Annotated in this window: 10 protein-coding genes and 3 pseudogenes; 4 read left to right on the forward strand and 9 right to left on the reverse strand. The window is 65.3% G+C overall.

Going from position 1 to position 12,040, the window contains the following annotated elements; translation table 11 throughout:
- Window positions 1-666: 666 nt before the first annotated feature.
- The 6 genes from WDW90_RS31070 to WDW90_RS31095 all read right to left on the reverse strand — a co-directional run bounded on the left by WDW90_RS31070 (window position 667) and on the right by WDW90_RS31095 (window position 7,644).
- Window positions 667-2,073 carry an amidase family protein gene (locus WDW90_RS31070; protein ID WP_336491402.1) on the reverse strand — a complete coding sequence of 469 codons (1,407 nt, stop codon included), beginning with the start codon at window positions 2,071-2,073 and terminating at the stop codon, window positions 667-669.
- A 104-nt stretch (window positions 2,074-2,177) separates the two neighbouring features.
- Window positions 2,178-2,879, reverse strand: a complete 702-nt coding sequence (locus WDW90_RS31075; RefSeq protein WP_336491404.1) for a cyclase family protein — start codon at window positions 2,877-2,879, stop codon at window positions 2,178-2,180.
- Between the two features lie 103 nt (window positions 2,880-2,982).
- Window positions 2,983-3,723, reverse strand: coding sequence for an ABC transporter ATP-binding protein (locus WDW90_RS31080; RefSeq protein WP_336491405.1), 741 nt, complete (start codon window positions 3,721-3,723; stop codon window positions 2,983-2,985).
- Window positions 3,720-5,510: a branched-chain amino acid ABC transporter ATP-binding protein/permease gene (locus WDW90_RS31085; protein ID WP_336491406.1), complete on the reverse strand. Its 1,791-nt coding sequence runs from the start codon at window positions 5,508-5,510 to the stop codon at window positions 3,720-3,722. Before WDW90_RS31085 ends, WDW90_RS31080 begins: the two co-directional genes overlap by 4 nt.
- A complete protein-coding gene (locus WDW90_RS31090) occupies window positions 5,507-6,382 on the reverse strand; it encodes a branched-chain amino acid ABC transporter permease (protein WP_336491412.1) in 876 nt (291 codons plus the stop codon). Before WDW90_RS31090 ends, WDW90_RS31085 begins: the two co-directional genes overlap by 4 nt.
- Window positions 6,383-6,450: 68 nt before the next feature.
- Window positions 6,451-7,644, reverse strand: a complete 1,194-nt coding sequence (locus WDW90_RS31095) for an ABC transporter substrate-binding protein (RefSeq protein WP_336491407.1) — start codon at window positions 7,642-7,644, stop codon at window positions 6,451-6,453.
- A gap of 295 nt (window positions 7,645-7,939) precedes the next feature.
- On the opposite strand from WDW90_RS31095, the gene WDW90_RS31100 reads away from it, so the two are divergent.
- The 3 genes and pseudogenes from WDW90_RS31100 to WDW90_RS31110 all read left to right on the forward strand — a co-directional run.
- Complete coding sequence (locus tag WDW90_RS31100; protein ID WP_336491408.1) at window positions 7,940-8,902, forward strand: LysR family transcriptional regulator; 963 nt, start codon at window positions 7,940-7,942, stop codon at window positions 8,900-8,902.
- 261 nt (window positions 8,903-9,163) lie between these two features.
- A complete protein-coding gene (locus tag WDW90_RS31105; protein WP_336491409.1) occupies window positions 9,164-9,796 on the forward strand; it encodes a tyrosine-type recombinase/integrase in 633 nt (210 codons plus the stop codon).
- 408 nt (window positions 9,797-10,204) lie between these two features.
- Window positions 10,205-10,345, forward strand: a pseudogene (locus WDW90_RS31110) (VOC family protein); the annotation flags it as partial.
- A 148-nt stretch (window positions 10,346-10,493) separates the two neighbouring features.
- Here the strand turns inward: WDW90_RS31110 and WDW90_RS31115 are convergent.
- Entirely contained in the window at window positions 10,494-10,766 is a 273-nt protein-coding gene (locus WDW90_RS31115) for a hypothetical protein (protein ID WP_431311159.1), read from the reverse strand.
- Window positions 10,767-11,173: 407 nt separating this feature from the next.
- Here WDW90_RS31115 and WDW90_RS31120 point away from each other — a divergent pair, with 407 nt between their 5' ends.
- Window positions 11,174-11,755 carry a histidine phosphatase family protein gene (locus tag WDW90_RS31120; protein ID WP_336491411.1) on the forward strand — a complete coding sequence of 194 codons (582 nt, stop codon included), beginning with the start codon at window positions 11,174-11,176 and terminating at the stop codon, window positions 11,753-11,755.
- A gap of 19 nt (window positions 11,756-11,774) precedes the next feature.
- On the opposite strand, the pseudogene WDW90_RS31125 reads toward WDW90_RS31120, so the two are convergent.
- Window positions 11,775-11,942, reverse strand: a pseudogene (locus WDW90_RS31125) (bestrophin family protein); the annotation flags it as partial.
- Between the two features lie 8 nt (window positions 11,943-11,950).
- A pseudogene (locus WDW90_RS31130) lies at window positions 11,951-12,040 on the reverse strand (IS5-like element ISMex42 family transposase); the annotation flags it as partial.

Raw genomic sequence — 12,040 nt, forward strand, 5'->3', positions numbered from 1 at the left:
CGAGGCCTGGAGCCGCCTCATCGACCAGCCCTGGAAGATCATGTCCCTCGGCCTGCGCGACTGGGCCTATCGGTTATGATCAACACCGATTGGTATTAGCGGTCGGGTCGGTCTTCGGCGCTATGCCGGAATTCGGAGTGAGCTGCGCGATGGCAGCCCAAAACGCAACTTCGCCGAAGCGGCCGTACCGCTTCCAGCCGCAAGACCGAAGATTGCCGGATGGCAAGATGGGGTCGGCAAGAGTCCGTCGGCTTTTCCGGCAGGCCTTCTCCGAAGCGGCCCGGCGGCTTTCGGCCAACTTCGGTCGGCCGCTTTGCGCCCATTGCCGCCGTTCAGGCGACTCATGCGGTCTTCCCGAAGCGGACATGCGATGAGGCCGAGCCGTAAGTCCGGGTTGCCCCATCACCAGACATTCGGCCGCCTCATTTGAGGGCAGGATCTAAGCGCCAAGCAGACCTTCGCTGCTTGGATGGCAAGGCACCGGCGCGGGGCGGTAGAGGCGAAGCCATTGGGGGCCCTTCAGGCAAGTAAGCCCAAGAAGGAAGCGCGCATCGCGCTGCCGCGCCAGCTGACCCATGGGGCGCGGTTCCTGTAGGGGAGCTGAAGGAGAATACCTTTTCTAAGTAGGGGATGGCTTCCTTGCGCGATTGTTTATGAGCGCGCCGCTTATGCAAGCGGCGGCTTGTGATTGTAGCCATGAGGCTTTGTGCGCTCGACGCCTGCTGCTGCCCGCACCACGTCAGCCTCGCCGAGACTGCGACCCACGATCTGGACACCGACCGGCATGCCGTCCGCCGCAAGACCCGCGCAGACCGACGCGGCCGGTTGCCCGGTCAAGTTGAATGGATAGGTGTAGAACACCCAGCTCACTAGACTGCGATCCGATAACCGCTCGGGTAGGTTGCGTCCGGCCTCGAGCGAAGTGACCGGTACAGTCGGCGAGAGCAACACGTCGTAGCGGTCGAAGAAGCGCACCATTGCGTCACGCAGGGCATAGCGCCGGAACACGCTCTCGTAATAGGCGCGCATTTCCTGTGCGAGCGCCGCGTCGAGCACGTCTGCCACCGCGGGGTCGAGGAGGTCGCGCTGCGTCTCGAGGACGCTGCGCAAGCGCGTGCCGACGCCAGCATAGAACTCGGCCGTCCACAGATCGCCGGGATCGCTCTCGAAGACCGTCTCAACCTCCTCGACGATGGCCCCCTGGTCAGCAAGCGCCATCGCGGCGGCGCGGGCGATCTCAACGACTTCAGGGTCCGGCCGGGCGTAACCAAGCGTTGCACTCCAGGCGACCCGCAGGCCGGCGACAGAGGCCTGCGCCGCTCCGAGCAGATCCGGCACCGGTCCGGAGACAGAGAACGGGTCGCGTGGATCGTAGCCGGCCACGGCTGTTGTCAGAAGTGCCGCATCCGCGACAGAGCGGGCCAGCGAGCCGACGTGAGCCAGCGTTGGGGTTGCAGAGGTTGGCCAGACCGGAACGCGCCCGAACTGCGCCTTGAGACCGACAAGGCCCGTCAGCGCGGCCGGGATGCGCAACGAGCCGCCGCCGTCAGTCCCGAGAGCGAAGGGCGTGATGCCGGCCGCCACCGACGCCGCCGCCCCGGCGCTCGAGCCGCCGGGCGTCTTGGTCAGATCCCAGGGATGGCGGGTGATGCCGGTCAGGGGCGAGTCTCCGACCGGCTTGCAGCCGAACTCGCTCGTTGTTGTCTTGCCGATGATGATGGCGCCGTGCTGCCTGAGCCGCTCCACGGCAGGCGCGTCGACAGCGGCCACGTTGCCGACCATCGCGCGCGAGCCGGAGGCGAAGGGCTGCCCTGCGACGGCAATCAGGTCCTTCACCGAGACCGGCAGGCCGTGCAGCAGGCCAAGCGCGCCGCCGCGCATGACGGCCTCCTCGGCCTGCCGGGCGGCTGCCCGAGCGTCTTCCGGCATCAGCACGAAGAAGGCATTGAGGGTGGATTGCGTGGCCTCTGCGCGGCTAAGCGCTCGCTCTGTCAGTTCGACCGGCGAGACCTGCCGTGCGGCCACGAGCCGCCGCAGCTCCAGCGCGCTCATGAAGTCGAACTCGCTCATCATGATCCTCGGGCAAGGCAGGTGCAGAACGGCGCTTCACCCTAGGGGTGAGTGCCAGAGGAGGGGACGATGCCGGAGTCCCTCGCATCGGGCCTCCGGCACCAGGATCAAGCGTCGACGAGTGCGAAGGCACGCACCGGTGAGCCGGAGCCACCCTTGAACTTCAGCGGCACGCCAAAGAACTGGACCTCGCCCTTCCCGACGAGTTCTTCCAGGTTCACCAGCCATTCCCAGTGGCTCATGCCGAGGTCGCGGCAGAGCCGGTGCTGGGCGAAGATGTTGTCGCTCGGCTTGTCGGTCGACGGGCCCTCAACGCCGTGCATCTTCGAGCCGCGGTCGTGAAGCCAGCGCGTGGCTTCGGCGGTCAACAGGGGGTTCTTCCAGACGGAATCGAGGCTCGGGTAGTTGCGCTTGTGGAAGCCGGTGCAGAGCAGGACGATGTGGCCGTTGACCTTCACGCCACTCTTTTCTTCGGCGGCCTCCATATCGGCAACCGTGATGTCGCCGAGATCCGGGATGTGGCGCAGGTCGAAGCACACCGCCTTGCCCATGAACAACTCGAGCGGCATCTCGTCGACGGGCGCGCCGTTCGGGTTCACATGCTTGAAAGCGTCGACGTGGGTGCCGACGTGGTCGAGCATGGCGATGAAGTTAGTCTGGAACGTCATCGGATCGCCCGGAACGCCGAGGTTCAGCGCCGCTGAGCTCTCGTGGCTCAGGTGCGTGGTAATGACCGGCCGCTGAAACAGCTTATGGGCTGGCATATTGTCCTCGATCAGGAGGCTCAGGTCGACGACGCGTTGGGGCATGGCTTGTCCTTTGGTTGGGGTGTGAGGGATCGTTCGCGCTCCGGTGCAGCCGGGGCGCGTTCCTGTCGGCCACGTCGCGGGGCGGGGGCGGCCCACCCGACGCTCAGGCGGCTTTCTTCTTCCCGAGGAACGCCTCCATGACGTCCGGGTCTTTTGCCAAGACAGCGCTCGGGCCTTCACGCTCGATGTGCCCATGCTCGACCACGTAGGCATAGTCGGCGATGGCGAGCGCGTAGGAGGCGAGTTGCTCGACGAGAAGAATGGTGAGGCCCTGCCGGTTGAGGTCGCGCAGGATGCCGATAAGCTGTTCGACGATCTTCGGAGCGAGGCCGAGCGAGAGTTCGTCGATGACGAGGAGATCTGGCTCGGTCATCAGGCCGCGGGCGATGGCTAGCATTTGCTGCTCGCCGCCCGACATGCTGCCGGCTGGCTGCCGCAGTCGCTCGCGCAGGCGCGGGAACAGACTCAGAGCCCGCTCAAGGTTGCGCTTGGCCTCCGGCCGCTTCAGCCCGCCGTGGACGTAGGCCCCGAGGATCAGGTTGTCCTCGACACTCTGGTCGGGAAACAACATCCGGCCCTCGGGCACCATCACGAGACCGCGCGCCACCTTGGCGTGCGCGGGCAGGCGCGTCGTGTCCTCTCCCTTGAACAGGACCTGCCCCGCGGAGGGACGGACAAGGCCAGTCAGGCCGCGCATCAGCGAGGTCTTTCCAGCACCGTTGTTGCCGATCACCGCGACGAGTTGGCCGGGACGGACCGCGAGGCTTGCCTCACGCAGAGCAGTGGCAGCGCCGTAGCGGACCTCGATGCCCTCGACCAAGAGCAGGGGCTCAGGGGTTCTCATGCGGCCTCCGTCGCGAGAGCTTGGGCCAGTGGCCCACCGAAGTAGGCTTCGATCACGCGGGGATCCGCCTGCACCTCAGATGGCGAAGCGCTGGCGATGATCTCGCCGTAATCCAGTACCGTCACGGTGTCGGCGACGGCCATGATCAGATCGACGTGGTGCTCGATCAGCAGCACGGAGATGCCCAAGGCAGCGATCTTCCGGATCATGACCTCGAGTTCGTCGATCTCCTGGGTGGTCAGCCCGGCGGCCGGCTCATCGAGCAGCAGCAGCCGAGGCCGGGCCGCGAGGGCTCGCGCGATCTCCAGGCGACGCTGGTGGCCGAAGGGCAGGAAGCGCGCGGCCTCGTTGGCGTATTCGGCCAGTCCCACGAAGGCCAGGAGGCCGATCGCGGCGCGGCGGCACGCGTCCTGCTCGCGACGGAAGCCCGGCATGCGCAAGAGGGCGCTCGGCAGGCCGTAGCTCCGGTGTTGCTCGAAGCCGACCATGACGTTCTCGAGCACGCTCATCTCGCCGAACAGCTCGGTGTTCTGAAAGGTGCGGGCGAGCCCGAGGCGGGCGATCTGGTGCGGCTTGCGGCCCGCGAGCGGCGTGCCGTCGAGGCTGAACGATCCCTCGGTCGGGCTGTAGAAGCCCGATATGGTATTGATGAAGGTCGATTTGCCGGCGCCGTTCGGACCGATGAGGGCGTGGATCTCGCCGGGCTTGACGCGTACCGACGCCTGCGAGAGCGCGGTGAGGCCGCCGAAGCGCACAGTTAATCCCTGGGTCACGAGTTCGGCCGGAGCACGCGCACCGTCCCGCAGAATTTCCGCCGCCGGTGTACCCTCGCCGGGATCAATACCACGCGATACCGGGCGCAGACGGCCGAGGAGGCCGCTCAAGGTGCCGAGGATACCTCGCGGCAGAACGAACATTACCAGGAGAAGAAGCGCGCCGTAGGCGAATTTCTGCCACTCGGCGAATTGCTGCAGCAGTTCTGGCAGGTAAGTCAGGATGGCGGCGCCAATGACCGGGCCGAATGTCGAGGCGGCGCCACCGAGAATGACCATCAGCAGGAAGCGGACCGAATCCGCGAAAGTGAAGATGTCGGGCGAGATGTAGGCGTTGAGGAAGGAGTAGAAGCTGCCGGCAACCCCGGCCGTCGCGGCCGCGACCACGAAGGCGAGCGTGCGAATGGCCGTCACGTTGACCCCGAGGCTGCGTGCCGCGGTCTCGCTCTGCGACACCGCCATCATGGCGCGGCCATAAGCCGACCACTTGAGATGGTGGGCGAGCAGGGTGACAGCGAACAGCGTGGCGGCGAGCACCCCGTAAAAGGCGTAGCCCGACAGCGGGAAGCCGAGGAGGTTCGGGCCCGGGATGCCGCTGAGACCCGTGGTGCCGCCGGTGAGCGACTGCCACTCGATCGCGACGTTTTCGACGATGAGGCCGAAGGCGATCGTCACAACCGCCAGATAGACGCCGCGCACCCGCACGGTCGGATAGGCGAGGAGCACGCCGAACAATCCGGACACCACGGCCGCCGCGAGGCTGGCGAAGAGAAGGTCGAGGCCGAAGCGTGCCGCCAGGATGCCGCCCGTGTAGGCGCCGAGCGCGAACAGGCCCGCTTGACCGAGGGAGACGAGGCCGGTGAGCCCCACGAGCACGTTCAGGCCGGCCGCGATGATCCCGTAGATCAGAAAGAGCATGAAGAGCCGCAGCTCATACTCGTTGCCGGCCGTCAGGGGTACGGCGACGAGGGTCAGCGCGAGAAGCGCGAAGCCGAGGCGGAAGAGCGCGTTCATACCTTGAAGATCTCCCGCTTACCGAGCAGCCCCTGCGGAAAGGCCAGGAGGACCAGGATCATCGCACCAAAACCCACGATCTCGCGTGCGGCCGTCGAGACGTATCCTTCGACGAACTTTTCCATGATGCCGAAGGCAAGACCCGCCACGACGACACCGGGCGCGCTGGTGATGCCGCCGATGATCGCGACCGCGAAGCCTTTGAGGCCGAGCAGGACGCCCATCGTCGCCGAGGCCTGAATGACCGGCGCAACCAGCACCCCGGCCCCGGCACCGAACAGGGCGGCGAGCCCGAAAGAGAGCATTACGATGCGATTGACGTCGATCCCCATGAGGGACGCCGCCTGCCGGTTATGGGCTACGGCCTGCATCGCCCGCCCGACCAGCGTCCGCTTCTGAAGCAGCCGGAAGCCGACCATGGCCAGGATCGCGACGGCCGGGATCAGGAGTTCCTGCGGGTAGATGCCGGCACCACCAATCGTGATGGCCTTCTCGATCCCCGGCGAGGCCAGGGGCCGCGAGAAGCCACCGAACTGCATGGTTGCCAGCGATTCGATCATGATGCCGACGGCGATGGTGGTCAGCATCCAGCCGATGGAGGCATTCGTGCCCGTGAAGGGCCGCACCGCGAAGCGCTCGAGCAGAATGCCGAAGATGCCGCCCGCGGCGATGGCCAGCAGGCAGGCGAGCGGCAAGGGCAGGCCGGCATCGACTCCGAGCACGGCCAACACAGCGCCGAGCATCAGGGTATCACCGTGGGCAAAGTTCACCGCCTTGGCGGCAGACCACATGATGTGGAAGCCGAGTGCCACCAGGGCATAGATCCCTCCGATAGCGAGGCCGGAGAGGGTGTACTGCAGAGCCGTCGTCATCATTGGCTTGGCTTTCTGCCGATCGCGGATCGGGCGGACCGGCAGCAGCGCGCCGGCCCGCAACGAGCTCAGTTCGCTTTGCCGTAGGGCGTCTGCGCGATGGGCAGCAGCTTGCCGTCTGACCAGACCGTGAGCTTGTAGTCGCGCGGCAGGATCGCATCCTGCCGCTCAGGGTCAGAAGCATCGAAGGCCGGGTCGTACTTGGCCACCAGTCCGTCGTGGCGGACCTTGTACAGGGCCTCCCGGACCTTCTTCCAATCGTAGGCGCCGGCCTGCTCGATTGCCTTGGCGACGATGTAGACCGCGTCGTAGGCGTTTGCGATGCCCGAACCCATCTTGATCTGGGACGGATCCTTCAGGCCGTACTTGGCCTGGATCTTCTGCCAGAGCGCCTGCCCCTTGGGATCGAGGTCACCCATGAAGCTGTAGGTCTGCACGACCTCCACGCCGTTGGCGAGCGGGCCGGCGAGTTCGCCGAGATTACCGGCGATGCCCCAGGCACCGATGATCGTGGGCTTGTAGCCGACCTTGTCCATGGAGCGCACAAGCTGGTTGCCCTCGCGATCGAGGGCCCAGAACAGAGCGACATCGGCGCCCGCATCCCGCGCGCGGATCGCCTGCGGGGTCATGTCCTGGTCGTTCCAGTTGAAGGTCTCGACGGCCACAAGCTCCTTGCCGGCCTTGGCGATGGCTGCCTTGACGTCCGGCACTGCGCCATTACCCCAGCCGGTATTCTCGTAGAAGAACGCGATCTTGCCGGTCTTGGAGACCTTGGCCGCCTGCTCAACCAAGAAGCGGGCGACCCATTTGTCCTTGGCTGAGACCCGAAACATGTAGTTCGGATTGCGACCATTCTCGATGGCCTGTGTATTAGCAGCAAGAACACCGACGAACGGGATGCCGAGCGCGTGGACCGGCTCGACCTGCGCAACTGATACAGTGGAGTGGTAGCCGCCGAGGATCACCACGCATTTATCGGCAAGCGCGATGCGGCGCGTGTTGTCGACCCCGCGAGGTGGTGCGCCAGCATCATCGTACTGGACGAAGCGCAGCGGCTTGCCCAGCACGCCACCCTTCGCATTGATTTCATCTATTGCGATCTCGGCGCCCATCTTGATGGCCTGCCCGCCAAACGCCGCTGGCCCGGTGATGGCGGCTGAGTTGCCGATGCATGGCTGCTGCTGCGCCAACACCGCCGTCGGCAGGGCAAAGGCCATCGGAGCAGCCATGATGAGGCTGCGCAAATACTTCTGCGCTTTCATGCGACACTCTCCGGTTACCTGCGAGCGCCTGTCGACAGCGCTGATTTTCTGGCAACAGCTCGGAGGCTACTCGTCCGAAACAAAAAACTTCAAAGACAAATTTCCGATACGAGGTATCGGAAAAACCTATCAGTATGATCCATAAGCAAAAGCGATTGCGCCGCTATGGCCACAACCTTCTCGCGTCGCAGCATTAAATCGAGGCGCGTGCCCATAGGGTATGCAGATTGCTCATCGGTAGACCATTTGACAGGAGCAGGAAATCCGGTGGACCCTGGCGCGAGGAGAGAGGCCGATGGATCTTCGCCAACTTCGGTACTTCGTGCAGATTGCGGAGAGCGGAAACGTCTCCCGTGCCGCCGAAGTGCTGAGCGTGGCCCAGCCCTCATTGAGCCAGCAGATCCGGAACCTCGAGGACGAACTCGGTGTCGATCTGCTGTTCCGTCATGCCCGCGGCGTCACGCCGACCGAGCAGGGCCTCACGTTCTATGAGCATGCCCGTCGCATCCTGCAGGAGGCTGAGCGGGCCAAGGAGATCGTCCGCTCACAGGCGACAAGCCCAAGCGGCCGCATCTCTGTCGGGTTGCCGACCTCCGCCTGCCGCGGCCTGTCACTGCCTCTCTACGAGTCAATCGCCGAGGCACTCCCGAACATTACCCTGCACATCGTGGAGGCGATGAGCGGCACTCTAGACGAGTGGATTCAGGCCGGCCGCCTCGACGTGGCACTTCTCTACGATCGCAAGGCGTTTGAGCATGTGGCTTGGACCGAGATGATGGTCGAGGACCTGATGCTCATCGTGCCGGCCGGCCATTCGATGGCTGACGAGAGTCACGTCGACTTCCGGCAGATCTTCCAACTACCCTTGCCCATAGTATTACCTGGGCGCCCGAATGTCCTTCGTGTCGTAATCGAGCAACTGGCCGCTCGCCACGAGGTCACGCCAAGGGCAATCGATTGCGAAAGCCTGCCAGCCATCGCGGAACTCGTACGCTCGAAGAAGTTCGCGGCGATCATGCCGCACTTCGCTCTGTCCGCGGAGATCGAGCGCGGTGAGATGGTTGCGGTGCCTATCGCAGACCCAACGCCGTCTTGGCGGCTATCCGTTGTGGTCTCCCAGCGCACTCTGAACGGCCGCGGTAGCGAGGGCGTCGCCAAGGTTTTAGCGGGGGTCATCGCTGAACTCGTGGAGAGGGGTGTGTGGCGGGCGCGGCTCAAGTCGAACGAGAGGCCATCGCCGGTCCGGCAGCGCGCGTGATGAACATCCGCTCGCTCCATGACCTGTTAAGGAGAGCAGGCCAGAAGCCGTCCGGTCCACACCACAAAGCAGCCCTTAGATCGAGCCGACCGGAATGACTGTTTTGGGTCACTCTGAGGCATTCACCTGCGCCGCGCAGAACGTCCGCTTGCCCACAGCTTGAGCTCCGAAGCAGACCGGCCGCTTTCGGCCAAAAAGTCCCTTTCGTTGCCCCAACGGTCCTTCTCCAGCCGGCCAGCAGGTCCGGTCAGGAGACAATCCATGGGACACTCAGAGTACGACCCCGCCTTCAAAGACCGCAGACCATGGAACGCAGGGCGCAAGCTCGGCGCCAAGCGCCCACTCAAACCGCAGCAGGTCTGGGCCATCCGGTTCTGGCTCGACCGCGAGCGGCGCATCCGCGACCGCGCCCTGTTCGATCTTGCGATCGACAGCAAGCTACGCGGCTGCGACCTCGTGAGGCTCAAGGTCTGCGATCTGACCAGCGGCGGCCGAGTCCGCTCCCGCGCCACGATCGTGCAGCACAAGACCGGCCGGCCCGTGCAGTTCGAGCTTCTCGACCCCGCTCGCGCCAGCATCCTGGCTTGGCTGGAGTGCCGAGGTGGCACGCTCGACGAGTTTGCCTTTCCGAGCCGGATCAACCACGCCGCTCATATCAGCACGCGGCAGTACGCGCGTCTCGTTGATGAATGGGTGGCGGGCATCGGCTTGCGGCGTGAGGATTACGGGACACACTCGCTGCGGCGGACCAAGGCGTCGATCATCTACAAGCAGACGGGCAACTTGCGCGCTGTGCAGATCCTGCTCGGGCACTCGAAGATCGAGAGCACCGTGCGCTACCTCGGCGTCGATGTTGAGGATGCGCTCGTGCTGGCTGAGAGCACTGAAATCTGATGGGCAGGGCTCGTCGTCTCGCTGACGACGAGCCCTGCTTACGAATGGCAGGCGAGCCCCATCTCGGCCGTTCAACGGGTCAAGCTCCCGTGTCGATCACGGGCGCTCGAAATGAGTGCTCAATGGCCGGCTGAGGTGGGTAGCCGAAGTTGACCGGCGACCCAGAAGCCGTCATGCGGCTTTGCGCCCATTTCGGCCGCTCAGCCGACTCTAGCGGCTTCTCCGAAGCGGACGCTGCAGCAGCCCAGTTTGTAGGCCTGAGTTGCGCTAGGAGCCGACATTGGGTTCAGGATTCGAACCGCCGCTTCGGACCCTTCTCGGACGGCAGGCCAGATGCAATCGGAGGTCCGCTTCCAAACAGAAGCAGGCGTTCGGCAGATCACTCTGGCCGCACGCGTCGAGGCTGCAGGAATGGACTTTGACATTCTGCCCGTGATCCGTTCTGCCGGCGAGCCGAGCGAGCAGCGCACGATGTTCTTCTCCGATCCCGGCGGCAATCTGATCGAGATCAAGGGCTTCCGCGATTTCGCAGGCGTATTCGCCCACTGATGCAATCGCCGGACTTCAAGCCGGAGTTCGCAACGGCTTGCGCTCCCAAGAGTCATCGGGAGCGCAAGCCGAGACACACTTCATTTGGCAGCGTTCTACTGTTTGATCAGCAGGATGCGGCTTCAAGGACCCCAGATGTTCGGCAGGGTCAGTAGCCCACGTAGCTGCCGGCTCCCTGGCTCGGATGCGCGGCGCCACCGGCCTTCACGGCCGGGGCGGCCTGCTGACGTTGAGCCTGACGGTTGGCCAGAGCGCGACCAGCGGCGCAGCCTCCGGCGGCGCCGAGAACGCCGTGCCCGGCGTAGTGGCCGGCGATCCCGCCGACGATGGCGCCCTTGATGCAGCCCTTCGCCTCCGCCGCCTGGCTGGCGACCACGAGGGCACTTGCCGCCACAGCGACCATAGCGACACGCTTCATCATGGTATTCGTTTCCTTTGCGGCCCCCGCGACCACGATGTAAGTGGTCACTCCCGCGCTTGAAGAGGTGGCGCCTCAAATTTAGTGATATGCGCCGTCTTGAAAGTTCCGCGTATCGATCAGTTGCGGGTCAGAACTAGAAAATGGTCGGTTGAGCGCACCCTAAACCGTTCCTGAATGGCGGACGTGGATGCGAGTACTTGCCATCGACGCCGGCATGGAACCACTTCCTGCCGATCAAAGGCGCGGTCCCGTGCCCTCGGCTAAGCAAGGCCAGCGGACCTTAGGGCGGCCCCAGGAAGTTGCGGCCGAGAACGGACTTTCAGCATGGGCGATATAGAGCCCAGTGCGCAGAATCCGCGGTGCCGGATCGGCCCAGCCGCGTTGATCGCAGGCATGAGGAGGTCGCCGTGTCCGGGAGCCCGTTCCCACAGATCACGCTGGTCCGCCACGGCGAGACCGACTGGAGCCGCTCCGGCCGACATACCGGGCGTAGCGACATCCCGCTGACCTCGGCCGGCGAGGCGGCCGCGCGAGCCCTCGCCCCGCGCCTCGTGTCACGTGTCTACGCGGCGGTCTGGTCGAGCCCGTCGAGCCGGGCGGCCATGACCTGCGCGCTAGCGGGGTTCGGCGACCGGTGCACGATCAAGCCGGACCTCGCCGAGTGGGATTACGGCGCCTACGAGGGGCGGACCACCAGGGAGATCCTGGCCGAGAACCCCGACTGGCGGTTGTTCCGCGACGGCTGTCCCGGCGGCGAGGCGGCGGCGGATGTGGGCGCCCGGGCCGACCGGGTCATCGCGGCGATCCGGGCACTGGATGCCGACCTGATCCTGTTCTCCAGCGCCCATGTCCTGCGGGTGCTCGCCGCGCGCTGGATCGGTCTGAAGCCGGAGGCCGCGGCACTTCTCGTACTCGGCACCGCGAGCGTCAGCGTGCTGGGCTACGAGCACAACCGCAGCGAGCCGGTGCTGCGCGCCTGGAACTGCTGAGGCGCCGCCCCTACCGCAGCTAATGCCCGTCCGGCACCGGGACTTCGGGCATGCGCTCGCCCAGCGCGTGGTGGACGATGCGGTCGACGGTGCGGACCATCGCGTCGAGGGGCAGGTCGTTTGGCTTGGTGCCGAAGGGCTCCTCCAACTCGCCCCCGAGAGCGTCGAGGCCGAAGAACGTGTAGCTACGGCCTGTTAGCTCTTGAGCCAGTCGAGCGCAGCCGCGAGGGCGAGAACGCCCATGAAGCTTGAGGCGGTCTTCTCGTAGCGCGTTGCAATGGCACG

The organism is Methylobacterium nigriterrae (genome assembly GCF_037106235.1).
Classification (GTDB): Bacteria; Pseudomonadota; Alphaproteobacteria; order Rhizobiales; family Beijerinckiaceae; genus Methylobacterium; species Methylobacterium nigriterrae.

Excerpts from the sequence above, each read along its gene's own strand:
- WDW90_RS31105 (WP_336491409.1), top strand. The coding sequence starts at position 9,164 with ATGGGACACTCAGAGTACGACCCCGCCTTCAAAGACCGCAGACCATGG.
- WDW90_RS31075 (WP_336491404.1), bottom strand. The coding sequence starts at position 2,879 with ATGCCCCAACGCGTCGTCGACCTGAGCCTCCTGATCGAGGACAATATG.
- WDW90_RS31115 (WP_431311159.1), bottom strand. The coding sequence starts at position 10,766 with ATGATGAAGCGTGTCGCTATGGTCGCTGTGGCGGCAAGTGCCCTCGTG.
- WDW90_RS31070 (WP_336491402.1), bottom strand. The coding sequence starts at position 2,073 with ATGATGAGCGAGTTCGACTTCATGAGCGCGCTGGAGCTGCGGCGGCTC.
- WDW90_RS31080 (WP_336491405.1), bottom strand. The coding sequence starts at position 3,723 with ATGAGAACCCCTGAGCCCCTGCTCTTGGTCGAGGGCATCGAGGTCCGC.
- WDW90_RS31090 (WP_336491412.1), bottom strand. The coding sequence starts at position 6,382 with ATGACGACGGCTCTGCAGTACACCCTCTCCGGCCTCGCTATCGGAGGG.
- WDW90_RS31095 (WP_336491407.1), bottom strand. The coding sequence starts at position 7,644 with ATGAAAGCGCAGAAGTATTTGCGCAGCCTCATCATGGCTGCTCCGATG.
- WDW90_RS31085 (WP_336491406.1), bottom strand. The coding sequence starts at position 5,510 with ATGAACGCGCTCTTCCGCCTCGGCTTCGCGCTTCTCGCGCTGACCCTC.
- WDW90_RS31100 (WP_336491408.1), top strand. The coding sequence starts at position 7,940 with ATGGATCTTCGCCAACTTCGGTACTTCGTGCAGATTGCGGAGAGCGGA.